Here is a 25,885-nt window from a genome sequence, read left to right as displayed (position 1 = left end):
CCCGGATGGGCGCTCCCCCTTCGGCCGAGGGCTTTTCCCATGTCGACCATCTCCCTGTCGGAGCGCGGGCGGGCGTTCGCCGCCTCTCCCGGCCTTGTCCTGAAGCTGGTGGTGCTCGCCATCATCGGCGTGCTCATCGCCGGGCCGCTCCTGAAGATCCTGGCCGAGACGCTGCGGCCCGAAACGATGCAGGCCTGGAGCGACGTGCTCGTCGGCCGCCTTTCGCGCAACCTCTTCTGGCTGCCGCTCACCAACACGCTCGCGCTCGGCTTCGGGGTGGCGACCGGCTGCGTCCTCATCGGCGGCTTCCTGGCCTGGCTGGTGGTGATGACGGACATCCCGTTCCGCCGCACCATCGGGGTGATGGCCACGCTCCCCTTCATGATCCCGAGCTTCGCCACCGCGCTCGCCTGGGGCTCGCTCTTCCGCAATTCGCGCGTGGGCGGGCAGGTCGGCTTCGTGGAGGGGCTGGGCTTCGCGGTGCCGGACTGGCTGGCCTGGGGCATGGTGCCCACGCTCATCGTCCTCATCGCGCACTATTATTCGCTGGCCTTCACGGTGATCGCGGCGGCGCTCGCCACCGTCAACTCGGACCTGGTGGAGGCCGCGCAGCTTGCCGGCGCCAGGCGCCGCCGCATCCTGTCCGGCATCGTCCTGCCCGTGGCGCTGCCGGCCATCGTGGCGGGCGCCTCGCTCACCTTCGCGGGCGCCGTCTCCAACTTCGCCGCGCCCGCGCTGCTCGGCCTGCCGGTGCGCATGCAGACGCTGGCCACCCGCCTCTTCGGCATGATCGAGATCGGCCAGACGGCGCGGGGCTACGTCATCGCGATCCTGCTCATCCTCGTCTCGGCCTTCTTCCTGTGGCTCGGCAACCGGGTCATCTCCGGCCGGCGCTCCTATGCCACCGTCACCGGGAAGGGCGGGCGCTCCAAGCGCTTCGCGCTCGGCCCGGCCCGCCTGCCGCTGTTCTCGGCCGCGCTCCTCATCTGCGTGCTCACCACCATCGTGCCGGTGGCGATCCTCGTGGCGTCGAGCCTTGCCCCGTCCTCCTCCGCGCTCCTCTCCAACTGGACGCTGCATTACTGGACGGGCCTGTCCAGCGCTTCCGTCGCGCAAGGCCAGCCCGGCATCTGGCACAATCCGGCCATCCTCACGGCCACCGGCATCACGGTGGGGCTGGGCGCGAGCGTGGCGCTCACGGGCACCATGATCGGGCTTCTGGTCGCCTTCGCGCTGGCGCGCTATCGGGGCGGCTTCCTGTCGGGGCTGATCAACCAGATCTCCTTCCTGCCGCTGCTGGTGCCCGGCATCGCCTTCGGCGCCGCCTATATCGCGCTCTTCGGCGCGCCCATCGGCCCGTTCCCGGCGCTCTACGGCAGCTTCGCGCTGCTGGTGCTGGCGGCCACGGCCTATCTCGTGCCCTTCTCGGCGCAGACGGGGCGGGCCGTCATCCAGCAGGTGTCGGGCGACCTGGACGAGAGCGCGCGCCTGACCGGGGCTGGCTTCCTGCGGCGGCTGGGCGCCATCACCGTGCCGCTGGCGATCCGGGGCCTGTCGGCCGGCGCGCTGATCATCTTCGTGAAGATCGTGCGCGACCTGTCCCTCGTGGTCCTGCTCTTCACCCCCACCATGCCGCTCCTGTCGGTGCTCGCCTATCGCTACGCCTCGGAGGGCTTCACCCAGTTCGCCAACGCCATCACCGTGGTGGTCCTCGTGATCTCCATCGGCGCGACGCTTCTGGCCAACCGCTTGCAGGCCAAGACCCAGCCCTGGCTGAAGGATTGATCCCATGATCCGCATCTCCAACCTTTCCAAGCGCTTCGCCGGCTTTCAGGCCGTCAGCGACGTCTCCATCGAAGTGCCGAAGGGCGCCTTCCTCGTGCTCGTCGGCCCGTCCGGCTGCGGCAAGTCCACCATGCTGCGGATGCTGGCGGGGCTGGAGACGCCGAGCGCGGGCACCATCGCGTTCGACGGCAAGCTCGTGTCGGACGGAGCGCGAAGCTGGACCATCGAGCCGGCGCGCCGCAATGCCGGCCTCGTCTTCCAGTCCTACGCGCTGTGGCCGCACATGACGGTGGGCGGCAATGTCGAATGGCCGCTGAAGGTGGCCGGCATGGGCAGGGCCGAGCGGCGCGCGCGCATCGGCGAGGTGCTGGGGCTCCTGGGCATCGACAAGCTGGCGGAGCGCTATCCGAACGAGATTTCCGGCGGCCAGCAGCAACGCGTGGCCATCGCCCGCATGATCGCGCCCAAGCCCGGCATCCTGCTCTTCGACGAGCCGCTGTCCAATCTCGACGCCAAGCTGCGCGTCGAGATGCGCACGGAGCTTCTGCGCATCCATCGGGCGACGGGCGCGACCTCGGTCTATGTCACGCACGACCAGGTGGAGGCGATGACCATGGCGAGCCATGTGGCGGTGATGAACGGGGGGCGCGTGGAGCAGTTCGGCAGCCCGGACGAGCTCGTCGCCCACCCGCAGAGCGCGTTCGTCGCCACCTTCGTGGGCACCCCGCCGGCCAATCTCGTGCCCGCCAACGCCATTCCCGCCGGCCATCCCCTTTCCGGCCAGGGGGAGGGCGGCGCCTTCATGTTCCGGCCCGAGGAGCTTTTCGTGGACGAGGCGGCGGGGCCTCGGACGATCGTGCTGGACTATGCCGAGGCGAGCCCGGTGGCCGGGCGCACGATGATCACCGGCGTCTCGAAGGACATGCGCCTGACGGCGGTGGTCGACCGCGCGCCGACGCTTCGCGTGGGGCAGAGCGTGCATTTCCGTATCCCCGACCGGCCCGCCGCCCTGTTCTCGCGCGAGGGAGCGCTGGTGCGATGAAACGCCTGCTCCTGGTCCGCCATGGCGAATCCGAATGGAACTCGATCCGCCGCCTGCAAGGGCAGGCCGACATCTCCCTTTCGGAGCGCGGCCGCGCGCAGGCGCTGGCGCTCAAGAACACCGTGGCCGACCTTGCGCCCGACCGCGTGGCGACCTCCGACCTTTCTCGCGCGCGCGTCACCGCCGAGCTTCTGGGCTTTCCGCAGGCCGAGCGGCGCACCGACCTGCGCGAGAACCATGTCGGCGACTGGACGGGGCAGGGCATCGCCGATCTCGTGGCCGCCGACCCCACGGCCTATGCCGGCTGGCGGGCGGGCACGCACACGCCGCCGGGGGGCGAGAGCTGGGCCGGGTTCGCGGGGCGGACGCGAAAGGCCGTGCTGTCGCTCAGCGAGGAGACCGCCGCGACGCTCCTCGTCGTCGCCCATGGCGGGGTCATCCGCGCGCTTCTGGAAAGCTTCCTCGGGATCAGCCCCAAGCGCATCATCCCCGTCGGGCCGGCCAGCCTCACCATCCTGCGCCGGCAGGGCGAGTCGCTGACCGACATGCGGCTCGAGCTGTTCAACTACAGCCCGACGGGCCCGATCCTCGACGCGCCCGACTGAGACGGGCGCCTTGTCGCCGGCGGCAAGGGTGGACGAAAGGGCCTCGCGGCTCCGCCCGGCCCGGCGCGACGGCCGAAACGCCACGCTCGCAGGGAGGCCGGCCGCGCGAGCCCGGCCGCGATACGATGGAGCGGGCCCCAAGTAGAGTTCGCGAGCCTCGATCGAACACGATCGGGATCAATCGGCTCGGTTTTGGTGCATAGAGCGTGGTGAGATTTGAATATCTCGCCGCGATTGCTTGGCTATTGTGCAATTCTTGACTATAGCAAATGAACTTGCCCGAGATGCGGGAGCGCTTGTCGGCGATCTGTGCAGATTCCGGGGAATCCAGTTTCAACCGAAGGTCATGGTCGCGTGGCGACAGGCCTTTGCCATTGCGAACCCAGCAGAGAGAACCAAGATGTCCGAAGTGGAAAAGCCTAACCTCACCGCTTTGACGGTGCAACTTCTGAGCGCTTACGTCGGCAACAACGCGGTTCCGAGCGGCGAACTCGCCGATCTGATCCGCTCGACGCGCGCGGCACTGGACGAGGAAGCCAAGCCCGCCGCGCCGGCGGAGCCCGCGCATGTGCCGGCCGTTTCGGTGCGCGCCAGCCTCGCCTCGCGCGATCACATCCTCAGCATGATCGACGGCAAGCCCTACAAGAGCCTGAAGCGCCACCTCTCCTCGCACGGCCTGACGCCGGTGGAGTATCGCGGCCGCTACAATCTTCCGCGCGACTATCCCATGGTGGCGCAGAGCTATTCGGAGCAGCGCCGCGAGGTGGCCAAGCGGCTGGGCCTCGGGCGCAAGCCCACGGAAGCGGTGTCGGACACGGTGTCGAACGTGGCGCCCGAGGGGGCACCCGAGGCGGCGCCCGCCGCCCCCAAGCGCGCGAAATCGTCGGCGCAAGGTGCCAAGCGCGAGGGCCGCGCGGCGCGCGCGCCCAAGGCCAAGCCCGCCCAACCGGTGGAGTGAACCGCGCTCCCGGCTAGGGGAGCGAGGGCCGGCGCGCCGGCCGCAGGGGCAGATGACCCCAGGGGCTGGACGGGCCTCCTGCCTTGCGGCCCCATGAAGGGCTGCGCGGCGGCATGGCCCTCGCGGTCTCCAGTTGGACAAGGGCCGCACCGTCACCATCTCCATCGGCAAAGGAGATCCATCATGGCAAGCTATCGAAAGACCGAAGAGGCGCTCGCCGCCCTGACCCCCGAACAATACTGGGTGACGCAGGAGAGCGGCACGGAGCGGCCGGGAACGGGCGCGCTCCTGGCCAACAAGGAGCCGGGCATCTACGTGGACATCGTGTCCGGCGAGCCGCTCTTTGCCAGTTCCGACAAATACGAGTCCGGCTGCGGCTGGCCGAGCTTTACCAAGCCCATCGAGCCGGCGCATGTCGCCGAGATCACGGACACTTCGCACGGCATGGTTCGCACCGAGGTGCGCTCCCGGCATGGCGACAGCCATCTCGGCCATGTGTTCAACGACGGGCCGCGGGACCGGGGTGGCCTGCGCTACTGCATCAACTCCGCCTCCCTGCGCTTCGTGCATCGTGACGACATGGAAGCGGAAGGCTACGGCGCCTATCTGCCCCAGGTGGAGGAAGTGGCATGAGCACCGAACGCGCCGTTCTGGCCGGAGGTTGTTTCTGGGGCATGCAGGACCTCATCCGCAAGCTTCCGGGCGTCGTGGCGACGCGCGTGGGCTATAGCGGCGGCGAGGTGCCGAACGCCACCTATCGCAACCACGGCAACCACGCCGAGGCGATCGAGATCCTGTTCGATCCGGCCGTGGTCAGCTACCGCGATCTTCTGGAGTTCTTCTTCCAGATCCATGATCCTTCCACGCCCGACCGCCAGGGCAACGACCGTGGCCCCAGCTACCGCTCGGCTATCTTCTACGAGAACGAGGCGCAGAAGGCGGTGGCGCTTGACACCATCGCGGATGTCGACGCCTCCGGTCTCTGGCCGGGCAAGGTCGTCACCGAGCTTTCGCCGGTCGGCGATTTCTGGGAGGCCGAGCCCGAGCATCAGGATTATCTGGAGCGCATCCCCAACGGCTATACCTGCCACTTCGTGCGGCCCGGCTGGAAGCTGCCGCGCCGGGCCGACGCGGCCTGAGCCGCTCGGCAATGCAGCCCGCCCAATGCCGTGAAAGGCCGGCGGGCGGGCTGCCGTTTCCCTGTGACACCCTGCCGCTTGCGCGGCTCCAAGGGCTCGCAGGGCATTTCCTACCTATCGAGGCTGCGCTATCGTAACCAAATGGAAGTGTGAGCGTTAAGCTCGGCGGAACGCTCGGCGTCTTGCAAGGAAGAGGCGATGGCGGCCAGGCGGAGGGAACGGCGACGGATCGACGCCGTGAAGGCTCTCGGCGTCATGGACGACCCGACGAGCCGGGTCGCCTACGACCGCATCGCGAGGCTGGCGCAGCGAATCTTCGGCACCGAGATCGTGCTGATCACCTTCATGGATGGCGAGCGGCAGTGGTTCAAGTCGCATCTGGGCACCCGGATGGAGGAGAACCGCCCCGAGGAGAGTTTCTGCGTACACGCGATCGACAACCGTGCGACGCTGGTCGTGGAGGACACGCAAGAGGACGAGCGTTTCCGCGACCTGGACCCTCTGGACGGCGCCCCCCTCCCTCGCTTCTACGCAGGCGCGCCCATCATCACCCATGACGGCCATGCCATCGGCACGGTGTGCATTCTGGACAGCGCGCCGCGCAGCTTCGGGGAGGCGGACCGGCTGGCGCTCGAGGATCTTGCCTCCCTGGTGCTGACGCAGGTCAAGATGGACCGGGAAATCGGCTTCCTCGATCCCATGACCCGCCTGCCGAACCGGCTGAAGCTGCTTCTGGACATGCAGGCCGTCGCGCGCCGCGACCCCGATGCCAGGCGGCTGCTTGTGCTGGTCGACCTCATGAGCACGCGGGATATCGACGAGGCCATCGGGGCTCTGGGTCTGGATTTCTTCAACGAGCAGGTCCGCCATGCCGCGGAGATGGCGGTGAAGGTGCTGCCCGGAACGGTCGTCTATCACGTCGGCGCCGCCTATCTGGCGCTGTTGCTGGAGAGCATAGGCGATCCCGCGCCGCTGCTCTCCTCCGTGCTGGGCGAACTGCGCGCGCCGATGCCTTCGGCCGCGGGAATTCCGGTGGCCTTGCGCCCGTGCGCGGGGCTGCGCGAGGTCGGCCTCGTGGAAATGGCCTCGCCCGATATCCTGCGCACCGTCCTGGCTGCGGCGCGCCAGGCGCGAGAGGCCGAAACCGGCCTTGCCTGGTACGATGCGGGCAAGGATGAGGCGCATCGCCGCTCCTTCAGCCTGCTGTCCGATTTTCCCGCCGCCTTGCGCGCCGAGGACCAACTCCGCCTCGTCTACCAGCCGCGCATCGACCTCGCCACGGGCCGGTGCCACTCGGTCGAGGCGCTGCTGCGCTGGAACCATCCCGTGATGGGCGCGATCCCGCCCTCTCAGTTCTTTCCGCTGGTGGAGAAGACGGGCCTGATCCGGGAGGTCACGCAGTTCGTCCTGCGCCACGCGGCCGGGCAGGTCGCGGCCTGGGAGAAAGAGGGCCTGCGGCTCGTCTGCTCGGTCAACGTCTCGGTCCGGAACCTGCTGGAGGAGGATTTCGTCGAGCGCCTGGAAGCGGTGCTGGCGGCGGCGGGGGTCGATCCGGGCCGCATCGAGGTGGAGATCGTGGAGGATATCGACCTCGACGGCAGCCAGACGGCCGTGCAAAGGCTGCGGGACATCCGGGCCCTGGGCGTCAGCGTGGCCATCGACGATTTCGGGGCCGGCTACAGCAACATCTCCTATCTCCTCGCCCTTCCGGCCTCCACGCTCAAGATCGACCGCTCGCTTATCGCCGGAATGCTGAGCGAACGCATGGCCGATATCACGGTTTCGGCCATGATCGATCTGGGACACAGGCTCGGCTACAGGGTCGTCGCCGAGGGCGTGGAGGACGCGGAGACCTACGCGCTTCTCGAAAAGCGCGGTTGCGACGAGGTGCAGGGCTACCTCATCGCCAAGCCGCTCGAAGTGGGCGCCGTGCGCGCCCGTATCGAAGCGGGACTGGCACCAGCCTCCTCCTCGCCCGTCCCGGGCTGAATTCGTCCGCCGCGCGGGCCGTTCGGCCCTTGCCTTCGGGCCTTTTTCGCTTCATCACGGCGGCCGTCAAGTCGTGGCCAACGATTCCCTGATCGTAGGCGACCGGGAGGATGGCGAGCCTTGCAAAGCGCAAATCGAGCCCTCGGCACAGCCTTTCGCAAGGGGCGCGCCGTCTGTCTTCGGCAGCATCCTGCACCAGGGGAGATCGCGCGATGAGGGGGGCGAAGGAGAGGGAGGCGACGGGGGACCGCCGTCCGCTGGCCTCGCGGGGCACGGCCTGGGCACAGGCGCTTGCAAGGGGGCTCCTGCGCACACCCGCCACGCCGAACGGCATTTCGGCGACGGGCATCCTCTTCGCGGCGCTCGGGGGGATCGCCTTCGCCTTCGCGCCCGAATACCCTTGGCTGTTTCTCGCCGGCGCGCTCCTCGTCCAGCTTCGGCTCCTGTGCAATCTCCTCGACGGGATGGTGGCGGTGGAAGGCGGGCGCGGCTCGCCGACCGGGGCGCTGTTCAACGAGATTCCCGACCGGCTGGAGGACAGCTTCCTGCTCATCGGCTTCGGCTATGCGGCCGGCCTGCCGGAATTGGGCTTCGTGGCGGCGCTGCTGGCCGTTCTCACCGCCTATCTGCGGGCCTTCGGGGCCTCCCTGGGGCTCGGGCAGGATTTCGGCGGGCCGATGGCCAAGCCCCAGCGCATGGCCGCGCTGACGCTGGGGGGCGTGGCGTCCCTCGGCGAGATCGCCCTCTTCCAGACCCTGCATGTGCCGCTCGTCGTGCTGGCGGTGGTGGTGGCCGGCACGGCCTGGACCTGCGTTCGTCGCATCGCGCGCATGGCGCGCGCGCTGGAGGGCGGGCGATGATCGACGACATGCTCGTCGGGCTGGCACGCTTTCTCGTCGGCGGGCGGCCGGACTGGATCGGCGCGCAGCCCTCGCCGCGCCAGCGCATCTACTTCGCCAATCACGGCAGCCATCTCGACACGATCCTGCTCTGGGCGGCCATGCCGAAAAGTCTTCGCGCCACGACCCATCCGGTCGCGGCTGCCGACTATTGGGGCAAGGACAGGCTTCGGCGGGCCATCGCCATCGGCCTTCTCAACTCGGTGCTGGTGGACAGGGCCGGCTCGGCGGGCGGCAAGGACCCGCTGGCGCCGCTGGAGGAGCAGTTGCGGCGCGGCCATTCGCTGATCATCTTCCCGGAAGGCACGCGCGGCGGAGCGAAGCTGCCCGGCCCCTTCAAGTCCGGCCTGTTCCGGCTGGCGACACGCTTTCCCGAGGCCGAACTCGTCCCCGTCTACCTGGAGAACCTCTCGCGCGCCTTCCCGCGCGGCGCCTTCCTGCCCGTGCCGATCTCCTGCCACGTGCGCATCGGAGCCCCGCTCCGCCTTGGGGAGGGGGAGGAGAAGGACGCCTTCCTCATCCGCGCGCGCGACGCCATCGTGGCCATGGCGCAGGTGCGATGATGGACCCGACGCTTCTCCCGCTCTTCGCTGGCCTCGTCGCCATCCTTTCGCTCGCCACGCTCACGGGCCGCCTGCTGCGCGGCCGGGCGAGGACGCCGGAGGCCCGCGCCACGGTGGACAACCTCAACGCCCGCATCCGCGCCTGGTGGCTGATGGTGGCGATCTTCGCGCTCGCCTTCACCTTCGGCAAGACGGTGACGCTGGTGCTCTTCGCGTTGACCTCCTTCTACTGCCTGCGCGAGTTCATCTCGCTCACGCCCACGCGGCCGGCGGACCACCGCGCGCTGGCCTTCGCCTTCTACGTCTTCCTGCCGCTGCAATATGTGCTGATCGGGATCGACTGGCAGAGCCTCTTCTCCATCGCCATTCCCGTCTACGCCTTCCTGCTCCTGCCGGTGCTGGCCGTGCTGAAGCACGAGACGGACGACTTCCTTGCCCGGACCGCCAAGGTGCAGTGGGCGCTGATGCTCACCGTCTACTGCATCAGCCACGCGCCCGCGCTGCTGCTCCTGAAGATTCCCGGCTTCGAGGGCCGCAACGTCCTTCTGCTGTTCTTCCTCGTGGCCATCGTGCAGGCGAGCGACGTTCTCCAGTACATTTTCGGCAAGCTGTGGGGCCGCAGGAAGATCGCGCCTGTCGTCAGCCCCAACAAGACCTGGGAGGGCTTTCTCGGCGGCGGCGCGGCCGCGACGCTTCTGGGCGCCGGCCTGTTCTGGATCACGCCCTTCACGCCGCTACAGGCCGCCGGCATGGCGCTGGCCATCGTGCTGGCCGGCTTCTGCGGCGGGCTCGTGCTCTCGGCCGTGAAGCGCTCCATGGGCGCCAAGGACTGGGGCCGGATGATCGAGGGCCATGGCGGCGCGCTGGACCGGATGGATTCGGTCACCTTCGCCGCGCCGCTCTTCTTCCATCTCACGAATTACTACTTCGTGCCGTAAGGCGGGGGCGATACCCTTCGCGTCCCGGGTCCGGCCGCCGCTTACGCCTCGAGGACCCGCTCGAGCAGCACGCGGCGGCAATCCATCTCGAATTCGAGGCCGAGGACGGGCGGGCGGTTGTAGTGCCATGTCAGCCCGTGGGGCGCCGCGCCGCGCGCGACGATCTCCTGCGCCAGGAACGGCCCCAGATCGTGGACCGTATAGGCCTGCGTTCCCGTCACCTGCGCCCATGATGCGCCGAGGAGGCCCATGCGCCGCTCCAGCTCGCCGAGCACGAAGCGGGCCTTCTCGGCGATGGCCTCCGGGCTGGTCTCGCCATGGCGCACGATATGGGAGGCATACTCGCCGGGCTGGTTCTCCGGCACCTCGCAAGAGCCGGCCACGACGAAGCTCGGCCCCGCGCCCGGCGCCTCCACCGTATAGGAGACGGCGTGGAAGGACGGTTCCCCCGGCGGTCCGATCTCGGGGCAGACATTGGAGCGGGCCACCGGATTCATCCCGTCCGCCATCACGCCCCACTCCCGCAGGGTGCCGGTGTAGACGAGGTTGAAGGCGGCGAAGCTCGCCTCGGTAAAGGGCTCGGGCGAGCGCAGCTCGCAGGCGCAGAAGGCGGTGAGCGGCCGGCCGATGGCCTTCAGATGCGCCTCGATCCGCGCGAAACCCTGCGCGAGCGGCACCGGGTGCTCGAAACGGGCGCGCTCCACGGCAAAGCCGGGCAGGGCCGCGACGCCGGCGGAAAACTGCATCACCAGCGGCAGCGTCCTGTAACCGCCTGCCGTGATCTCGACACCGCTCATCGCCTCTCCTCCCCGTCCTTTCTCTTCGCTGCCGCATCGCGGGGCGGGGCATAAAGCCCGCGCCGCGCCGTGCCCACGCCGAGCGCGCAGAGGGCCTCGGCGAATTTCACCGCCGCCGCCACGCCGTCCACCACGGGAAGGCCGTGCCGGCGCGACAGGCCGGCGGCAAGCGCCGTCATGCCCGCGCAGCCGAGGACGACGGCCTCGGCGCGATCCTGCGCGATGGCCTTTTCGATCTCGTCCGAGATACGCGCCTCGGCCTGTCCGGGGTCCGCCTCCAGCGCCAGCACCGCCATCTCGCTGGCCCGCACGGTGGCGCGGTCGGCCAGGCCGTAGCGGCGCAGGTTCTCCTCCAGGATCGGCACGGAGCAGGACAGCGTCGTGACCACGGTGAAGCGGGAGGCAAGGAAGCTCGCCGCCTTGGCTCCCGCCTCGCCGATGCCGATCACCGGCTTTTCCAGAAGCGAGCGCGCCGCATCGAGCCCCGTATCGTCGAAGCAGGCGATGATATGGGCGTGCGCCCCCGCCTCCTGCGCGCGCTTCATCCGGGCCAGCATTCCGGGCACGGCGAGCGCCCCGTCCACCGTGCCTTCGATGGAGAGCGGGCCGTCCTCGTTGGTGGCCGCCTCGATATGCGTGCCCGGCGCGGCCAGGCCGCGCGCGGTGTTCAGCACCATCGCCGTCATGGAGGCGCTGGCATTGGGATTGACGATGGCGATCCTCATCAGGCGGCGGCCATCTCGCCTGCGGGGATGATGCAGCGCGCCATGCGCCGCGGGCCCAGATGCGCGACCGGGGGCGGGGCCTCCACGCAGCGCGGCACGGCATGGGCGCAGCGCGGCGCGAAGGAGCAGGCGGCGGGGGCGATGTCGAGCGAGGGCGGCGCGCCGGGGATCGTCTCCAGCCGCTCGCCGCCCGGATTGCCGTGCACGGTGGAGGCGAGGAGCCCCTGCGCGTAGGGGTGGCGCGCATCGCGCACCACATCCCGCAGGGAGCCGCTCTCGATCACCTCGCCCGCATACATCACCGAGATGCGGTCGCAGATCTCCACCGCCACGCCGATATCGTGGGTGACGAAGATCATCGACATGCCGAACTCGGCCTGGAGCTCGCGCAGGAGCAGCAGGATCTGGATCTGCACCGTGGCGTCGAGCGCCGTGGTGGGCTCGTCGGCCAGCAGCACCTTGGGCCGGCACGCGAGCGCCAGCGCGATCATCGCACGCTGGCGCATTCCGCCGGACATTTCGTGCGGGTAGGCCTCCAGCCGGCTCTTCGGCGAGGGGATGCGCACCCGCTCCAGCATCTCGAGCGCGCGGCTGCGCCCTTCCGCGCGGGAGACGCCCTCGTGGCGCACCACGGATTCGGCGATCTGGTCGCCGATCCGATAGACCGGGTCGAGCGCCAGCATGGGCTCCTGGAAGATCATGGAGACGGCCTTGCCGCGAAAGGCGGACAGCGCGGTGTCGTCCATCGCCATCACGTCCTCGCCGCCCACGCGCACGGTGCCGGAGATGGTCGTGCGCCGCTTGGGCAGGAGGCGCATCAGGGCGCGCAGGGTCACGCTCTTGCCCGAGCCGCTTTCGCCCAGAAGCCCCAGCACCTCGCCCTGGCCCACGGTCAGCGACACGTCGTTGACCGCGTGAACCGTGCGGCTGCCCGAAAAGCGGACCTTCAGGTTGTTCACCTCGATGGCGGGGGTCATGCGGTGCCTCCGGGGAGCGGGGGAAGGGCCTTGTGGTGGTCGCTGGCGCGCTGGAAGCCTGCGCCCAGCGCCAGGATGGTGTCTTCCTCGAACGGGCGCCCGACGATCTGGACACCGACGGGCAGGCCGGCGCCGGTGAAGCCGGCGGGCAGGGCGAGCGCGGGCAGGCCGAGATAGTTGACCGGGCGCATGAAGCGCGTGACGGCCTGGATCACCGCTTCCGCGCCGGGCGCCCCACCCACGTCGCTCTCGGCGATGGTGGGGGAGGGCGTGGCGCTGACGGGCGCGATGAAGGCGTCGACGCCGGAGACGGCGCGGATGTGCTCCGCCAGCGCGAGGCCGCGCCAGCGCAGGGCCTCCAGATAGGTGACGGCCGGCACGGCAAGGCCGTTCTCCAGCCGCGCGCGCACCTGCGCGCCATAGTCCTGCGGCCGCTCCTTCAGCCATTGGCGGTGGAAGGCGGCGGCCTCCACTGCGAGCAGGATCTGGCCCGCCGCCGAAAGGCGTGCCTGGTCGGGCAGGGCCAGCGGGACGATCTCGACGCCCTCGGCGCGGAAAAGGTCGAGCGCTTGCCCGAACACGCGCTCGGTCTCCGCGTGCAGGCCCTCGGTGTAGAAGCGCTCAGGCACGCCGAGGCGCATGCCCCGGACCGGCCGTTCGCAGGCCGCGCGATAGTCCGGCACGGGGATGTGCGCGGTGGTCGGGTCGGCGGGGTCGGGGCCGGCGATCAGTTGCAGCACCAGGGCGCAGTCGGCCGCCGAGCGGGCGAGCGGGCCGATCGTGTCGAGCGAATGGGAGAGCGGCATCGCCCCGAAGCGGCTGACGCGGCCGACCGTGGTCTTGAGGCCCGTGACGCCGCAGAAATTGGCGGGCATGCGGATGGAGCCGCCGGTGTCGGAGCCGAGCGCGGCGGGCGTCAGGCGCGCGGCGACCGCCGCGCCCGAGCCCGAGGAGGAGCCGCCCGTCACATGCGCCCCGTTCCACGGGTTGCGCGCGTGGCCGAGATGGGCGTTGTGCCCCGTGGGCCCGTAGGCGAACTCGGCCATGTGCAGCGTGCCGAGGCGAAGCGCGCCGGCGCGCGTCAGGCGGGCAAGGGCGGTGGAATCCTCGCTCGCCACCCAGTCCCGGCGGATCAGGGAACCGCAGGTGGAAACCTTGCCCCTGGCGTAGAACATGTCCTTGTGGGCGAAGGGCACGCCGTCGAGCGGGCCCGAGGGCTCGCCCTTGGCAAGGCGCGCGTCGGCCGCCGCCGCAAGGCCGAGGGCCTCTTCCGGCTCGATGGCCACGAAGGCGTTGAGATGGGGCTGCCAGGCCTCGATGCGCTCGAGGCAGGCCAGCGTCGCCTCGCGCGAGGAAACGCGCTTGCGCGCGATGGCATCCGCCAGCTCGCACAGCTCCATCAGGGCGGGGTCGGCGGGCAGGCTCATGCGCTCTCGCCCGTCTTGGACTGGGCCTTCTGGAAGCCGGAGGGCTCGGCCTCGAAGGGCAAGGTACCCTCCAGTTCTGCGAAGGCCGCAAGGGCCGGGCCGATGGCGGCGGCCACGCGCGCGGCTACGGCCTCCTCCAGCGTGTGGCCCGCGAGCGCCGCCATGGCGGCGGCCGTGTCCTGATCGATCATGCGTTTCACGCGGCAAGCGCTCCCTGCGCCCTGGAATGGCCGGAGCCGGGAATCGCCATGTGGCAGGCGGCGCCGTGGCCGGCGCCGACCGTGACGAGCGCCGGGCTCCGCGCCGAGCAGACATCCTCCGCGAAGGGGCAGCGGGTGTGGAAGCGGCAGCCGGGCGGCGGGTCGATGGGGTTGGGCGGATCGCCGGCGATGGGGGCCTCCATGGTGCGCCGGTCCGGGTCGAGCGTCGGCATGGCGGCGAAGAGGGCGCGCGTATAGGGGTGGCGAGGATTGTTCCACAGCTCCTCGACCGGCCCGATCTCCACCACTTCGCCGAGATACATCACCAGCACGCGGTCGGAGATGTAGCGAACCACGTTGAGGTCGTGGGAGATGAAGAGATAGGTGAGGCCGAACTCGGCCTTCAGGTCATTCAGCAGGTTGAGAACCTGCGCCTCCACCGACTTGTCGAGCGCCGAGACCGCCTCGTCCAGAAGCACGAGGCGCGGCGAGAGGGCGAGCGCGCGGGCGATGTTGACGCGCTGGCGCTGGCCGCCGGACAATTCGTGCGGATAGCGGTTGGCGAAGGTCTGCGGGTTGAGTCCGACCTTGGCCAGAAGCTCGCGCGAGAGGCGGCGCGCGTCCGCGTCCCTCACCCCGTGCACCTTGGGGCCGAAGGCCACCGAATCCTCGATGGTCAGGCGCGGGTTGAGCGATGCGTAGCTGTCCTGGAACACCATCTGCATGCGCCGGCGCAGCTCGCGCAGGGGCAGGTCGCGCCCCACCTTCTGCCCGTCATAGATCATCTCGCCCGAATCCGGCGGCATGAGATGCATGAGCAGCCGCGCCGTGGTGGACTTGCCGCAGCCCGACTCGCCCACGACGCCGACCGTCTCGCCCTTGGCGATGTCGAAGGAGATGCCGTCCACCGCGCGCACCACGCGCTTCTTCTCGAACAGGGCGCCGCCCACGGGGAAATGCTTGGTCAGGCCTTTGACGGAGAGGAGCGGCTGGCGCGCGCCGCCCAAATCCTCGGCCGGGGGCAGGGCCGAGGCAAGGATGGTGGTCTCGCTCATCGTCAGTTCCTGATGTCCATGGCCGAGCGCAGCCCGTCGCTCAGCATGTTGAAGCAGATGGAGACGGCGAAGATCATCACCCCCGGCAGCGCGGCGATGAGCGGCTGGGAGTAGATCGCCGTGCGCAGCGTGTTGAGCATCAGCCCCCATTCGGGCTCCGGCGGGCGCGTGCCGAGGCCGAGGAAGGAGAGGCCGGCGGCCAGGATCATCGACACCGAGACGAGGCTGGTGGCGTAGATGAAGATGGGCCCCAGCACGTTGCCGAGCACGTGGACGCGCATGATGGTGAGCGCCCCGGCCCCGCTGGCGCGCGCCGCGTCGATGAAGTCGAGCGAGCGCACGCTCGTCGTCACGCTCTCGGCCACGCGCGCGATGGGCGGGATGAAGACGACGGTCAGCGAGACCACCGAATTGAGCACGCCCGCGCCGAGCGCGCCGGAGATGGCGATGGCCAGGAGCACGGAGGGGAAGGCGTAGAACACGTCGATCGTGCGCATGATGGCCGAGTTCGTCCAGCCGCCGGCATAGCCGGCCAGCACGCCGAGCACGGTGCCCACCACGAAGGCGTTGAAGACCGGCAGGAGGCCGATCAGCAGCGAGAGCCGGCCCCCGTAGACGAGGCGCGAGAGCATGTCGCGGCCCAGCTCGTCCGTGCCGAGGATATGCCCTTCCGTGCCTATGGGCCGCAGGCGGCGGATCATCGAGCCCTGATAGGGGTCGGCCAGCCCCAGCCAGGGCGCGAAGAGGGCCGACAGGATGATGAGGGCGAGAATGCCGAGGCACGCCATGGCGAGCCTGTTGGCCGCCAGCCGGCCGCCGACGGTGCGCCAGTAGCCGCGCGGCTTCTCCTGCCGGGCCAGCGGCACGAGGGCTTCGGTCGCGATCGCCATGGTGCTCAGCTCCGCTTGATGCGCGGGTCGATGGCGGCCTGCGCCACGTCGACCAGGAGGTTCAGGAACACGAAGAAGAGCGCCAGAACGAGGATCGTGCCCTGGAGCAGCGGCAGGTCGCGCTGGAAGATGGCCGAGTTGAGCAGGAAGCCGGTGCCGGGCCAGGAAAACACGGTCTCGATGAGGATGGAGCCGCCCATGAGGTAGCCGAGCTGGAGGCCCATCACCGCGATGGCGGTGGGCGCGGCGTTCTTGATGACATGGGCGAAGATGCGGCCCTCGCCCAGGCCCTTGGCGCGCAGCGCCTCCACGAAATCCTGGTTGAGGATATCGCCGACGAGCGCGCGCACGGTGCGCGTGACGATGCCCATCGGGATCACCGCCATGGTGGCGGCGGGGAGCACCAGATACTGGATATGGTCCCAGGTGAAGCGCCAGCTTCCCGAGCCGGCGCCCACCGCCGGCAGCCAGCCGAGCTGCACGGAGAAGACGATGACGAGCACCATGCCGAGCCAGTAATGGGGCACCGAGACGCCGGCGATGGCCAGGCCCGTGGCGAGCCGGTCCACCCATGTGTCGCGGAAATAGCCGGCCAGAAGCCCGAGCGCGACGCCGGCGAGGAAGCCCAGGAAGGCGGCCACGCCCGCCAGCAGCAGCGTGTTGCCGACCGCGCGCATCACCTCCGTCAGCACCGGGCGGCCCGTGGCGATGGAGGTGCCCAGATCCCCGCCCAGCGCCTTCATGATCCACAGGCCGAACTGCACCGGCAGCGGCCGGTCGAAGCCGTAGGCGGTCCGGAGCTGCTCCTGCAGCGCCACCGAGGCGTCGGGCGGCAGGATCGAGACGAGCGGGTCGCCCGGCGCGATGTGGACCAGGAGGAAGCAGACCAGCGCCACGAAGAAGACGATGGGAACGACGTAGACGAGGCGCTTCAGGACATAGGAGATCAAGGGCCGGCTCCGGTTCGGCGGACGGGGTCGGGGAAGGAGAGGGGCCGGCGGACGAGCCGGCCCCGGTTCGTCACTCCTCTATGGTGATGGGCGAGAAGTCGACGAACCAGCTCTGCGGCTGGACGAAGCCCTTGATCTTCGGCGCCAGCGCGCGCGGGCCCACATCATGCGCCACGAAGAGGAAGGACGCCTCGTCCACCGCCGCCTGGTGCAGCTCGGCCAGCGCCGCGTCGCGCGCCTCGGGCTCGAAGGCGGTGCGCGCCCGGTCCGCCAACTCGTCGAACAGCGGCTCGTTGATGTAGCCCCAGTTGTTGGACACGGGCGGGGCCATCTCGGAGTGGAGGAAGCGGACCATGGCGAAGAACGGGTCCATGGTGGCCGCCGTCACATTGGTGGCGTGCGCGCCGTTGGCCGTCGGCGCGTCGGCGCCCAGCCGCCAGTTGGTGAAGAGCGTGTTCCACTCGATCACGTCCAGCTCGACGTCGAAATAGCACTCCGCCAGCGCCTGCTGCATGTACTCGTTCATCGGCAGCGGCTGCATCTGGCCGGAGCCCGAGGCCGAGGTCTGCGTCTTCACGCGCAGGCGGTTGGTGGCCGAAAAGCCGCTCTCCTCCATCAGCCGGCGCGCCTCGTCCGGGTCGTAGGTGATCTGGAACTCGGGATTGCCGCGCCAGGGATGGCCCTCCTCCACGAAGCCCGTGGCCGGCACCATCAGCCCGCCCAGAAGCCCGTCGCGCAGGCCCTCGCGGTCGATGCACAGATTGGCGGCCTTGCGCACGTTGATGTCGTTCCAGGGCGAGCCCTCCAGGCGGGAGAACTGCCAGGGCCAGATATGCGGCTGCTCCGTGGCCTCGATCACGAAGCCGCGCGCCTCGATCTGCGGGATGGAGTCGGGCGCGGGCGCCTCGATCCAGTCCACCTGGCCGGAGAGGAGCGCGGCGGTGCGCGCATTGGCCTCGGGCATGGGCAGCAGCACCATCCGCTCGACGCCCGGCACGCGGTCGGCGTTCCAGTACTCCTCGTTGCGCACCAGCTCCAGCCGCTCGCGCGGCACGAAGGCGTCCATCTTCCAGGGCCCGGTGCCTGAGGCGTCGGCCGCGAAGCGCTCCCAGGCCTGCGCGGCGCGAGCCTCGCCCTCGGGCAGCGCGTCGTAAATCGACTGCCAGTGCGCCGGGCTCGCCATGAAGAGGTTGGTGAGGTTGATGGGCAGGAACGAGTCCGGCTCGGACGTGACGAGCACCACCGTATATTCGTCCAGCGCCTCGGCCGAGCGCAGCGTGGGCATGCGCGAGGCGGTGACGCCCACCTGGCTGGCGTCGAAATGCGGCGCGTCCTCGTTCAGCACCTTCTCCACGTTCCAGACCACGGCCTCGGCATTGAAGGGCGATCCGTCGTGGAAGGTCACGCCCTCGCGCAGCGTGAAGGTCCAGCGCGTGTTGTCCTGCGGGTCGACCGCCCATTCCGTGGCCAGGCCCGGGATCAGCGTCGAGGCCTCGTCGGAGGAGGAGAGGTCCCACATGGTCAGCGCGTCGTACATGGTGAGGCCGGTGAAGCGGTTGCCCTCGAACCCCTGGTCCGGCTGGCCGAGCGTGCGCGGGATGTCGGCGGCCGTCATCGCGATGCGCAGGACCGTCTCGGCGCTGGCGGCGGACGAGCCGAGCATCAGGACGGCCAGCGCCGCGCCTCGCAGCAGGGATGGGTTAAACTTGGGCATTGGCGGTTCCCTCTCATGGCGGTCTTGCTGGAAACGTTCCAAGCAACGAACGTGCCAGTTGCGGAAAGCCCGGTTTGCGCCCTCCCAAGGCGTGGAAAGCGGGCGTTTGCCTACTGTCTCTGTGCAGATTGCCCAATAATCTTGCATACAGGATGATTGGAACGCGTATCTGCGAGTGTATGCAGATCAGGGGTGCAGCAGCGCCGGGATCTGGCGCCGGAAGGAGAGGCGCCCGCGCTTGTAGGCGAGGAGGGCGGGGGCGATCGTGGCCAGGGCGGCGGTTTCGTCCGGCGCGTCGAGGAGCACGAGGTCGGCGGGCTTGCCGATGTCGATCCCGTAATCGGCAAGGCCCATCAACCTCGCCGGAAGGCGGGTGACGAGGTCGAGGCAGCGCGGGAATTCGTCCGGCTCCACATGCAGCGCGTTGGCATAGAGATTGGCGATGCGCAGGAGCGAGCCGTCACCGAACGGGGTGAAGGGGTTCAGCACGTTGTTGGTGGCCAGCGAGGCGAGCACCCCGTGCCCGGCGGCCAGGCGGTGCACCGGGGCGATGCCGCGCGGCGTGTCGAAGCGCCGCTCGCGCCCGTTGAGATAAAGGTCGGTCGCGGGCAGGGCGGTGACGGCGACGCCGGCCTCCGCAAGACACCGCGCGGCCTGCGCGAAGGACGTCTCGTCCATGGCCGAAAGCTTCGTCGCATGGCCGATGGCCACGCGCCCCTGCCGGCCGCGCCGCTCGCTCTGGCGGCAGATCTCGAAGAGCAGCGCGCCTTGCGGGTCGATGTCGAAGTCGAGATGGAAGTCGAGGTCGAGATCGCGCTCCTGCGCGATGGCGAACAGCCGCTCGATCTGGGCGTGCGGGTCCGTGTCGGTGTAGGGGCAGCCGCCCAGGAGGTCGGCGCCCGCGTCCAGCGCCCGCAGGAGAAGCGCTTCGGTGCCCGGATCGTTGGTCAGCCCTTCCTGCGGGAAGACGCAGACGGACAGGTCGATGGCGAAGGCATAGTCGCGCTTCAGCGCCATGATCGCCTCGAAGGAGCGCAGCTCGACGCGCGGGTCGACCTCCAGATGGGTGCGCATGTGGGTGGTGCCGTGCAGGATCGCCCGCTCCAGGGTGCCGGCCCCCCGCGTCCGCACATCCTCCACCGTGAAGCCGCGCTTGGCGGCCGCGACCGCGGCGATCGCCCCCTTCAGCCCGCCGGCCCCGCAGGCGCAGCCCATCAGGCAGGACTTGTCGAGATGGACATGGCTGTCCACGAAGCCGGGAATGACGAGCCGCCCGCCGGCGTCCTCCTCCGCCCGCCCGGCCGGAAGCTCGGCCCCGATCGCGGCGATGCGCCCGTCCTTCACGCCGACGGCATGGAGGCCGGGGCGCCCTGTGAGCGCGGCGCGGCGAAGGACGAGATCGAAGGGGGCGGTGTCGGTCACGGCGATCCTGGGGCGAAAGCCTCTTGCGTGTCGAGGCGCAGTGCATACAATAACTGCATTCAATTGTGAACGGCATGGATGGACGGGCGATGAGCGATCGCGACCTCGAAGCGGTGAAGGCCTATCTCGACGCCACCATGGCGCCCGATCCGGTGCGCGCCGCGCGGCACGTGGCGCCCGGCTTCACGGTGCGCTTCACCGGCGGGCGGGTGTTCCGCACGCCGGAAGGGCCGACGAGCTTCAATGCCGCCCGCTATCGCTGGGTGAAGAAGCGTATCGAGCGCTACGACGTGGTGCCCGGCGAGGGGGGCGAGACGATCGTCTACAGCCTCGGCACGCTCCATGGCGAATGGCCGGACGGCACGCCCTTCGAAGGCAATCGCTATGTCGACCGCTTCGTGGTGCGCGACGGGCTGATCCTGGAGACGGACGTGTGGAACGACAGCGCGGAGTGGATTCTCGATCCGGCCTGCCAGCAGGAGCGGATGGCCGCCGCCTGAATTCTCGAACGGTCTCTCAGGCCTCTTTCGCCCGCCGCCGTCTGGGGGGCGGCGGGGCAGGGGGTGCTGCGTAGGGCGCCAGGATTTCCATGAGGTCGCGGCCCGAACTGCCGGGGGCCTGGAGGAGCGCGCGTTCGGCGACGGCCTCCAGATGCGTCGCCATCAGCTCGGCGGCCTTGGCCGCGTCGCCTTCCACCAGCGCGTCGATCAGCGCCAGATGCTCGTTCACCGCGCATTCGGAGGAGTGCGGACGCCCGAAGGTGGAAAGCGAAAGCCCGGCGCGGTAGGAGATTTCCGAGACGTAGCGGATGAGGATGGGGCGCCCGGTCATCTCGGCGAGCCGCACGTGGAAGGCGGTGGCAAGGCGGATGGCGTTGCCCGCCGCGCCGTGCCGGGCCTCGTCCTCCTGGCGCACCATGGCGCGCAGCTCGGCCACCTGCGCGGCCGTCAGCCGCCCGGCCAGATGGCGCATCACCAGCCGTTCCAGCTCCACGCGCACGTCGAAGATGTCGCGCGCATCCTCGAAGGAGGGCGTGGCGACCACCGCGATGCGGTTGCGCCGCAAGTCCACCAGCCCTTCCGCCGCGAGCTGGCCGAGGGCGTGTCGCGCGATGGTGCGGCTCACGCCGAAGCGCTCGCCCAGCGCATCCTCGGGCAGCCGGTCGCCGGGCGCCAGCGCGCGCTCGATCACCGCGCGCCGGATCGCCTCGCAGATGATGCGCGCCCTGTCGCCCTGACCCTGGTCGGCGTCCATGCCCTCGTCTCCGCGCCCCGTTTCCCCGATGGCGATAAACCCGCCGGCCCCCGCACGCAACGCATACAGTGCGCACCGGCGAGCGCGCATTTCAGGCATGTCGCCCATCCCGTGGGCAGTGGCCGGGCGGCGCCTGCGCCTGCCGGATGATGGCGGGCGAGGCCGGGCCCGCATTTCCGGGATGCCGGGTCATCTGGCATCTATATTGCATACAGTTTTGTACAGAACAGCATGCAGGAACTCATTGCCCAATGCTTGATCAAGGCCCTCCGCCCCCCGAACCCGGTTCGGCCGCGCCCGGCATGCCGTCGGCGATCGAGCTGTCGCGCGCCGGGGTGGCCTTCGGCCGGGGCGACAAGCGCGTCACGGCGCTCCAGCCCACGGACCTGCGCATCGCGGAGGGCGAGTTCGTGGCGCTGGTCGGGCCGTCCGGCTGCGGCAAGTCCACCATACTGAAGCTGGCGAGCGGGCTCCTGAACCCCTCGGAGGGCGTGGTGCTGGTGGGCGGGCGCGAGGTGGGCGCCAAGGCGCTGCGCATCGGCATGGCCTTCCAGAACCCCACCATGCTGCCTTGGCTCACCATCGAGCGCAACGTGATGCTGCCCCTGAAGATCGTGCAGCCCTACAGGTCGCAGTTCCGCGCCAAGCGGAAGGGCGAGTTCCGCGATCGCGTCCATGCGCTGCTCGCCGAAGTCGGCCTCTCGCGCTTTGCCGGGCACTATCCCTGGCAGCTTTCGGGCGGCATGCTGCAACGCGCCAATCTGTGCCGCGCGCTCGTCCACGAGCCGCGCCTCCTGCTTCTGGACGAGCCCTTCGGCGCGCTCGACCAGTTCACCCGCGAGGAATTGTGGGGCGCGCTCCAGGCGCTGTGGATGAAGATGCGGCCCACCGTTCTCCTCGTCACCCATGATCTGAAGGAGGCGGGCTATCTGGCCTCGCGCATCTGCGTGATGAGCGCGCGGCCGGGCCGCATCATCAGCGACAGCCCGGTCGAGTTCGCCCGCCCGCGCACCGTGCCGATGACCTTCGAGCCCGATTTCGTGGCGCTGAACCAGCGCCTGCGCGGGCTGATCGAGGAAGCGCGCACGAACGCGACGGAAGGAGAAGCCCCATGAGCTACGAGATTCGCCGCCGCCTCTCGGCCGGCCTCCTCATCCTCGGCTTCTTCGTGGCCTGGGAGGTGCTGTGCATCCTCCTGAACGTGTCCGACCTCGTCCTGCCGCGCCCGAGCCAGGTGGTGGAGACCCTCGTCGCGCGCTTCCCCGTCCTGTGGCCGCATATTCTCCAGACAGTCTACACCACCATGCTGGGCTTCGCGCTGGGCGTCGTGGTGGGCGTGTCCATCGGCGCGGTGATCGGCGTGTCGCGCACCGCCTACGATACGGCCTATCCGCTGCTCATCGGCTTCTCGTCCATCCCGAAGGTGGCGGTGGTGCCGATCTTCGTCCTGTGGTTCGGCGCGGGCACGGTGCCGGCGGTGCTCACCGCGCTGGCCATGTGCTTCTTCCCCATCGTGGTCAACATCGCCACCGGCCTCGCCACCACCGAGCCGGAGCTGGAGGACGTGCTTAAGGCGCTGGGGGCGAGCAAGCTGGACATATTGTGGAATGTGGGCCTGCCGCGCACCATGCCCTTCTTCTTCGCCTCACTGAAGATCGCCGTGACCTTCGCCTTCGTCGGCACGGTTCTGGCCGAGACGGTGGCCTCCAATCGGGGCATCGGGAACGTGATGATGAGCGCCTCGTCGAATTTCGACGTGCCGCTCGTCTTCGCCGGCCTCTTCATCCTCTCGGCCCTGGGCGTCGCCCTCTACGTCGTCTTCTCCCTCATCGAGGGGCGCGTCGCCGGCTGGGCCACCCGCCGCGCCGACCCTTCCGCCGCCTGACATCCCGCAACCTCAAGCCCAAGGAGCCTTCCCCATGCGCAAGACAGGCCTTTTCGCCCTCGCCCTCACGCTTCTGTCGTCCAGCGCCGCCCTGGCCGAGACGAATATCCGCTTCACCCTCGGCTGGAAGACGCAAGGCTCGGACGCGGCCATGCTGCTCGCGCAGGAGAAGGGCTATTTCGCCGAGGAAGGGCTGAACGTGACCATCGATCAGGGCGAGGGGTCGGGCGCGACCGTCACCCGCATCATGTCGGGCACCTACGACGCGGGGTTCGGCGACATCAACGCCATCATCCAGAATGCCTCGGCGCGCCCGGACGAGGCGCCGGTGATGGTCTACAACATGTGGAGCAACCCGCCCTTCACCATCGTTTCCAGGAAGGAGACGGGCATCGAGAGCCCGGACGACCTTGCCGGCAAGACGCTGGGCGGCGCGCAGGGCACGCCCACGACGCGCCTCCTGCCCGTCTTCGCGCGCAGCAACGACATCGATCTCGACGCCATCCGCATCGACAACATGGCCCCGAACCTTCAGGAGCCGATGCTGATCCGCGGCGACATCGACGGCGCGATGGTCTTCAACATCACCAGCTATTTCAACCTCCTCCTCAACCGGCAGGACCCGGACGCGGACTATAACTGGCTGAACTTCGGCGATTACGGGCTGGACCTCTATTCCAACGGCGTCATGGTCTCGCAGGCCATGATCCGCGACAATCCGGAGGCGGTGGCCGGGCTCGTGCGCGCCATCAACAAGGCGGCCGTGGAGATCGGCCTCGACCAGGAGGCCGGCGGCGACGCCATCATGGCCTATGACAACCTCGTCAGCCGCGACATGGAGATGCGGCGCCTGCGCTTTGCCTACGAGACCCTCATCGTCTCGGAGGAGACGGCGGAACTGGGCATCGGCGACCTCGACGACGAGCGCCTCGCGCGCGCCATCGACATCGTGGTGGAGGGCTACGAGCTGGAGACGACCCCGGAGGTCTCGCAGGTCTTCACGCGGCAGTTCCTGCCGGCCCGCGAGGAGCGCGAGCTGGTCTACGAGGCCAACTGAGCCTGCGCCCGAGGCCCCGGCCGGGTCAATCCGCCGGGGCCTTTGCGCCACCCGTCGCGTCGGCATCGGCAGGGCCGGTTCGTCCGCATGGGGACGGTTTTTCAGGCAGGGGGGACGAGGATGTCGATCGTGCAGACGACGCCGGCGGGCTCGTAGCGGATCAGGACCTCGCCATCGAGTTCGGAGGCCAGGCTGCGCTCGATCAGCCGCGAGCCGAAGCCCTTGCGTTGCGGCGGCGCGACCGCCGGCCCGCCCTTCTCCTGCCACCGGAAGCGCAACCGGCTGGAATCGCGCCCTTCCTCGATCGTCCAGGTGATGTCCACGGTTCCCCCGTCCGCGGACAGGGCGCCGTATTTCACCGCATTGGTGCAAAGCTCGTGGATGGCCATCGACAGGGCGAGCGCCGTCTTCGGATCGAGCGAGACGCCCGGCCCTTCGAGGCGGAAGCGCGTGTCACCCTCGGCGTGGTGAGGCTGTACGACCCTCTCCATGACCATGCGCAGGTCGGCTCTCGACCAGCTCGTCTCGGTGAGGATGTCATGGGCCTTGGCGAGGGCCACGAGCCGGGCGGAGAAGGCCAGCCGCGAGGCTTCGAAACGCTCCGGGTCGCGAAAGGTCTGGCTGGCGATGGCCTGGACCGTGGCCAGCGAGTTCTTCACGCGGTGGTTGAGCTCGTTGATCATCAGCCGCAGATGGGTTTCGCTCTGCTTGCGCTCGGTCACGTCCACGCCGTCCACGAAGACGCCGGCGATCGTGCCGTCCGTGTCGATGATGGGCTGGTAGACGAAATCGACATAGCGCTCGTCCACCGGGCCGCCCTGCGTGACCTGGACGGCGTATTGGGCGCCGGTCGAGGCGAAGGCCTGCCCGGTGCGGTAGACGCGGTCGAGAAGTTCGACATAGCCTTGAGCCGCCGCATCGGGAAGCGCCTCGGCGACGCTCCTGCCCAGCACCTCGCGATGGCCGATCAGCTTCTGATAGGCGGGGTTGGCGAGTTCGAAGACGTGGTCGGGGCCGCGCAGCACGGCCATGAAGCTCGGCGCCTTCTCGAAGAGCTGCGTCAGCCGTTCGCGCTCGGCCATCAGGGCGGCGGTGGAGCGGACGCGCTCGGACGCATCGCTCGTGACGCAGAGCAGGCCCACCACATCGCCGGATGCCTCGCGCAGCGGCATGTAGGCGAAGGACCACCAGGTCTCCTCGGGAAAGCCGTTTCGCATCATGGTGAGCGGCATCTTGTCGAAGCGCGATCCCTCGCCCTCGAGCGCACGCCTGGCGATGGGCGAGATGTCGTCCCAGATGTCGGACCAGAGCTCGGCGAAGGGCCGGCCGAGCGCGCCCGCGGCCTTCGCGCCTAGAAGCGGGTGGTAGCTGTCGTTGAAGAAGAAGGGGAGGTCCGTCCCCCAGGCTCCCCAGGCGATGAACATGGGCTGCGGGGAGGATAGCATCGTGGCTAGATTGGCCTTCAGGACCTCGGGCCAGCCCTCCGGCGGGCCGAGAGGCGTCGCCGCCCAGTCCTTCTCGCGCATCTGCGCCCCCATGAGGCCGCCCGCCGCCATGAAGGCCGTGCCGGAACGGCCCGCGCTGTCCGCGCCCGGATACCTGTCCACTTCGGCT

Annotated in this window: 26 protein-coding genes; 14 read left to right on the top strand and 12 right to left on the bottom strand. The window is 69.5% G+C overall.

Annotation, left to right across the window (positions count from 1 at the left end; genetic code table 11):
• The first annotated feature begins 39 nt into the window (after positions 1–39).
• The 10 genes from J7654_RS02325 to J7654_RS02280 all read left to right on the top strand — a co-directional run bounded on the left by J7654_RS02325 (position 40) and on the right by J7654_RS02280 (position 9,918).
• On the top strand, positions 40–1,785 hold the full coding sequence (locus J7654_RS02325; RefSeq protein ID WP_209737845.1) for an ABC transporter permease: 1,746 nt from the start codon (positions 40–42) through the stop codon (positions 1,783–1,785).
• A 4-nt stretch (positions 1,786–1,789) separates the two neighbouring features.
• Positions 1,790–2,827, top strand: a complete 1,038-nt coding sequence (locus J7654_RS02320; RefSeq protein WP_209737843.1) for an ABC transporter ATP-binding protein — start codon at positions 1,790–1,792, stop codon at positions 2,825–2,827.
• The gene (locus J7654_RS02315) at positions 2,824–3,432 is read left to right on the top strand and encodes a histidine phosphatase family protein (RefSeq protein WP_209737841.1); all 609 of its coding nucleotides are present in this window, start codon (positions 2,824–2,826) and stop codon (positions 3,430–3,432) included. The genes J7654_RS02320 and J7654_RS02315 overlap by 4 nt, the downstream gene beginning before the upstream one ends.
• Positions 3,433–3,832: 400 nt before the next feature.
• The gene (locus J7654_RS02310) at positions 3,833–4,390 is read left to right on the top strand and encodes a Ros/MucR family transcriptional regulator (protein WP_209737839.1); all 558 of its coding nucleotides are present in this window, start codon (positions 3,833–3,835) and stop codon (positions 4,388–4,390) included.
• A gap of 183 nt (positions 4,391–4,573) precedes the next feature.
• Entirely contained in the window at positions 4,574–5,023 is a 450-nt protein-coding gene (msrB, locus tag J7654_RS02305) for a peptide-methionine (R)-S-oxide reductase MsrB (RefSeq protein WP_209737837.1), read from the top strand.
• A complete protein-coding gene (gene msrA, locus J7654_RS02300; RefSeq protein ID WP_209737836.1) occupies positions 5,020–5,529 on the top strand; it encodes a peptide-methionine (S)-S-oxide reductase MsrA in 510 nt (169 codons plus the stop codon). The genes msrB and msrA overlap by 4 nt, the downstream gene beginning before the upstream one ends.
• Positions 5,530–5,727: 198 nt before the next feature.
• Positions 5,728–7,518, top strand: a complete 1,791-nt coding sequence (locus tag J7654_RS02295; RefSeq protein WP_209737835.1) for an EAL domain-containing protein — start codon at positions 5,728–5,730, stop codon at positions 7,516–7,518.
• Positions 7,519–7,730: 212 nt separating this feature from the next.
• The gene (locus J7654_RS02290; protein WP_209737834.1) at positions 7,731–8,378 is read left to right on the top strand and encodes a CDP-alcohol phosphatidyltransferase family protein; all 648 of its coding nucleotides are present in this window, start codon (positions 7,731–7,733) and stop codon (positions 8,376–8,378) included.
• Positions 8,375–8,980, top strand: coding sequence for a lysophospholipid acyltransferase family protein (locus J7654_RS02285; RefSeq protein ID WP_209737833.1), 606 nt, complete (start codon positions 8,375–8,377; stop codon positions 8,978–8,980). The genes J7654_RS02290 and J7654_RS02285 overlap by 4 nt, the downstream gene beginning before the upstream one ends.
• The gene (locus J7654_RS02280; protein ID WP_209737832.1) at positions 8,977–9,918 is read left to right on the top strand and encodes a phosphatidate cytidylyltransferase; all 942 of its coding nucleotides are present in this window, start codon (positions 8,977–8,979) and stop codon (positions 9,916–9,918) included. Before J7654_RS02285 ends, J7654_RS02280 begins: the two co-directional genes overlap by 4 nt.
• Positions 9,919–9,959: 41 nt before the next feature.
• Here J7654_RS02280 and cnbZ read toward each other — a convergent pair whose 3' ends face one another.
• The 10 genes from cnbZ to J7654_RS02230 form a co-directional block, all read right to left on the bottom strand.
• Positions 9,960–10,715 (bottom strand): 2-amino-5-chloromuconate deaminase CnbZ, encoded by a 756-nt coding sequence (gene cnbZ / locus J7654_RS02275; RefSeq protein ID WP_209737831.1) that lies wholly within the window; start codon positions 10,713–10,715, stop codon positions 9,960–9,962.
• Positions 10,712–11,440 carry an aspartate/glutamate racemase family protein gene (locus tag J7654_RS02270; RefSeq protein ID WP_209737830.1) on the bottom strand — a complete coding sequence of 243 codons (729 nt, stop codon included), beginning with the start codon at positions 11,438–11,440 and terminating at the stop codon, positions 10,712–10,714. The genes cnbZ and J7654_RS02270 overlap by 4 nt, the downstream gene beginning before the upstream one ends.
• Positions 11,440–12,417, bottom strand: a complete 978-nt coding sequence (locus J7654_RS02265) for an ABC transporter ATP-binding protein (protein WP_209737829.1) — start codon at positions 12,415–12,417, stop codon at positions 11,440–11,442. Before J7654_RS02265 ends, J7654_RS02270 begins: the two co-directional genes overlap by 1 nt.
• Positions 12,414–13,838, bottom strand: coding sequence for an amidase (locus J7654_RS02260; RefSeq protein ID WP_209740141.1), 1,425 nt, complete (start codon positions 13,836–13,838; stop codon positions 12,414–12,416). Before J7654_RS02260 ends, J7654_RS02265 begins: the two co-directional genes overlap by 4 nt.
• Before the next feature lie 2 nt (positions 13,839–13,840).
• Complete coding sequence (locus tag J7654_RS02255; protein WP_377946341.1) at positions 13,841–14,044, bottom strand: hypothetical protein; 204 nt, start codon at positions 14,042–14,044, stop codon at positions 13,841–13,843.
• A complete protein-coding gene (locus J7654_RS02250; protein ID WP_209737828.1) occupies positions 14,041–15,099 on the bottom strand; it encodes an ABC transporter ATP-binding protein in 1,059 nt (352 codons plus the stop codon). The genes J7654_RS02255 and J7654_RS02250 overlap by 4 nt, the downstream gene beginning before the upstream one ends.
• A gap of 2 nt (positions 15,100–15,101) precedes the next feature.
• Positions 15,102–15,989 carry an ABC transporter permease gene (locus tag J7654_RS02245; RefSeq protein ID WP_209737827.1) on the bottom strand — a complete coding sequence of 296 codons (888 nt, stop codon included), beginning with the start codon at positions 15,987–15,989 and terminating at the stop codon, positions 15,102–15,104.
• A 5-nt stretch (positions 15,990–15,994) separates the two neighbouring features.
• On the bottom strand, positions 15,995–16,939 hold the full coding sequence (locus tag J7654_RS02240) for an ABC transporter permease (protein WP_209737825.1): 945 nt from the start codon (positions 16,937–16,939) through the stop codon (positions 15,995–15,997).
• A gap of 70 nt (positions 16,940–17,009) precedes the next feature.
• The gene (locus tag J7654_RS02235) at positions 17,010–18,653 is read right to left on the bottom strand and encodes an ABC transporter substrate-binding protein (protein WP_209737823.1); all 1,644 of its coding nucleotides are present in this window, start codon (positions 18,651–18,653) and stop codon (positions 17,010–17,012) included.
• A 186-nt stretch (positions 18,654–18,839) separates the two neighbouring features.
• Positions 18,840–20,075, bottom strand: coding sequence for an amidohydrolase family protein (locus J7654_RS02230; RefSeq protein ID WP_209737821.1), 1,236 nt, complete (start codon positions 20,073–20,075; stop codon positions 18,840–18,842).
• A 74-nt stretch (positions 20,076–20,149) separates the two neighbouring features.
• Here J7654_RS02230 and J7654_RS02225 point away from each other — a divergent pair, with 74 nt between their 5' ends.
• Positions 20,150–20,575, top strand: a complete 426-nt coding sequence (locus tag J7654_RS02225; protein WP_209737819.1) for a nuclear transport factor 2 family protein — start codon at positions 20,150–20,152, stop codon at positions 20,573–20,575.
• A 16-nt stretch (positions 20,576–20,591) separates the two neighbouring features.
• Here J7654_RS02225 and J7654_RS02220 read toward each other — a convergent pair whose 3' ends face one another.
• Positions 20,592–21,329, bottom strand: coding sequence for a GntR family transcriptional regulator (locus J7654_RS02220; protein ID WP_209737817.1), 738 nt, complete (start codon positions 21,327–21,329; stop codon positions 20,592–20,594).
• Positions 21,330–21,580: 251 nt separating this feature from the next.
• Here J7654_RS02220 and J7654_RS02215 point away from each other — a divergent pair, with 251 nt between their 5' ends.
• From J7654_RS02215 to J7654_RS02205, 3 genes are read left to right on the top strand one after another with little or no spacing between them, the layout of a single operon-like run.
• Positions 21,581–22,444: an ABC transporter ATP-binding protein gene (locus J7654_RS02215; RefSeq protein WP_209737815.1), complete on the top strand. Its 864-nt coding sequence runs from the start codon at positions 21,581–21,583 to the stop codon at positions 22,442–22,444.
• Positions 22,441–23,214 carry an ABC transporter permease gene (locus J7654_RS02210; protein ID WP_209737814.1) on the top strand — a complete coding sequence of 258 codons (774 nt, stop codon included), beginning with the start codon at positions 22,441–22,443 and terminating at the stop codon, positions 23,212–23,214. The genes J7654_RS02215 and J7654_RS02210 overlap by 4 nt, the downstream gene beginning before the upstream one ends.
• Before the next feature lie 34 nt (positions 23,215–23,248).
• Positions 23,249–24,271 carry an ABC transporter substrate-binding protein gene (locus J7654_RS02205; protein WP_209737813.1) on the top strand — a complete coding sequence of 341 codons (1,023 nt, stop codon included), beginning with the start codon at positions 23,249–23,251 and terminating at the stop codon, positions 24,269–24,271.
• A 101-nt stretch (positions 24,272–24,372) separates the two neighbouring features.
• Here J7654_RS02205 and J7654_RS02200 read toward each other — a convergent pair whose 3' ends face one another.
• Positions 24,373–25,878, bottom strand: coding sequence for a sensor histidine kinase (locus J7654_RS02200; RefSeq protein WP_245195602.1), 1,506 nt, complete (start codon positions 25,876–25,878; stop codon positions 24,373–24,375).
• Positions 25,879–25,885: the final 7 nt, after the last annotated feature.

This window comes from Aureimonas populi, assembly GCF_017815515.1.
GTDB classification, from domain to species: domain Bacteria; phylum Pseudomonadota; class Alphaproteobacteria; order Rhizobiales; family Rhizobiaceae; genus Aureimonas; species Aureimonas populi.
This window is presented reverse-complemented; position numbering and strand designations above follow the sequence as displayed.

Coding starts and splice junctions, on each gene's coding strand:
- J7654_RS02325 (WP_209737845.1), top strand. CDS start 40: ATGTCGACCATCTCCCTGTCGGAGCGCGGGCGGGCGTTCGCCGCCTCT.
- J7654_RS02285 (WP_209737833.1), top strand. CDS start 8,375: ATGATCGACGACATGCTCGTCGGGCTGGCACGCTTTCTCGTCGGCGGG.
- J7654_RS02210 (WP_209737814.1), top strand. CDS start 22,441: ATGAGCTACGAGATTCGCCGCCGCCTCTCGGCCGGCCTCCTCATCCTC.
- J7654_RS02205 (WP_209737813.1), top strand. CDS start 23,249: ATGCGCAAGACAGGCCTTTTCGCCCTCGCCCTCACGCTTCTGTCGTCC.
- J7654_RS02250 (WP_209737828.1), bottom strand. CDS start 15,099: ATGAGCGAGACCACCATCCTTGCCTCGGCCCTGCCCCCGGCCGAGGAT.
- J7654_RS02245 (WP_209737827.1), bottom strand. CDS start 15,989: ATGGCGATCGCGACCGAAGCCCTCGTGCCGCTGGCCCGGCAGGAGAAG.
- msrB (WP_209737837.1), top strand. CDS start 4,574: ATGGCAAGCTATCGAAAGACCGAAGAGGCGCTCGCCGCCCTGACCCCC.
- J7654_RS02225 (WP_209737819.1), top strand. CDS start 20,150: ATGGATGGACGGGCGATGAGCGATCGCGACCTCGAAGCGGTGAAGGCC.
- J7654_RS02220 (WP_209737817.1), bottom strand. CDS start 21,329: ATGGACGCCGACCAGGGTCAGGGCGACAGGGCGCGCATCATCTGCGAG.
- msrA (WP_209737836.1), top strand. CDS start 5,020: ATGAGCACCGAACGCGCCGTTCTGGCCGGAGGTTGTTTCTGGGGCATG.
- J7654_RS02315 (WP_209737841.1), top strand. CDS start 2,824: ATGAAACGCCTGCTCCTGGTCCGCCATGGCGAATCCGAATGGAACTCG.
- J7654_RS02290 (WP_209737834.1), top strand. CDS start 7,731: ATGAGGGGGGCGAAGGAGAGGGAGGCGACGGGGGACCGCCGTCCGCTG.
- J7654_RS02265 (WP_209737829.1), bottom strand. CDS start 12,417: ATGACCCCCGCCATCGAGGTGAACAACCTGAAGGTCCGCTTTTCGGGC.
- J7654_RS02310 (WP_209737839.1), top strand. CDS start 3,833: ATGTCCGAAGTGGAAAAGCCTAACCTCACCGCTTTGACGGTGCAACTT.
- J7654_RS02215 (WP_209737815.1), top strand. CDS start 21,581: ATGCTTGATCAAGGCCCTCCGCCCCCCGAACCCGGTTCGGCCGCGCCC.
- J7654_RS02295 (WP_209737835.1), top strand. CDS start 5,728: ATGGCGGCCAGGCGGAGGGAACGGCGACGGATCGACGCCGTGAAGGCT.
- J7654_RS02280 (WP_209737832.1), top strand. CDS start 8,977: ATGATGGACCCGACGCTTCTCCCGCTCTTCGCTGGCCTCGTCGCCATC.
- J7654_RS02270 (WP_209737830.1), bottom strand. CDS start 11,440: ATGAGGATCGCCATCGTCAATCCCAATGCCAGCGCCTCCATGACGGCG.
- J7654_RS02320 (WP_209737843.1), top strand. CDS start 1,790: ATGATCCGCATCTCCAACCTTTCCAAGCGCTTCGCCGGCTTTCAGGCC.
- cnbZ (WP_209737831.1), bottom strand. CDS start 10,715: ATGAGCGGTGTCGAGATCACGGCAGGCGGTTACAGGACGCTGCCGCTG.
- J7654_RS02235 (WP_209737823.1), bottom strand. CDS start 18,653: ATGCCCAAGTTTAACCCATCCCTGCTGCGAGGCGCGGCGCTGGCCGTC.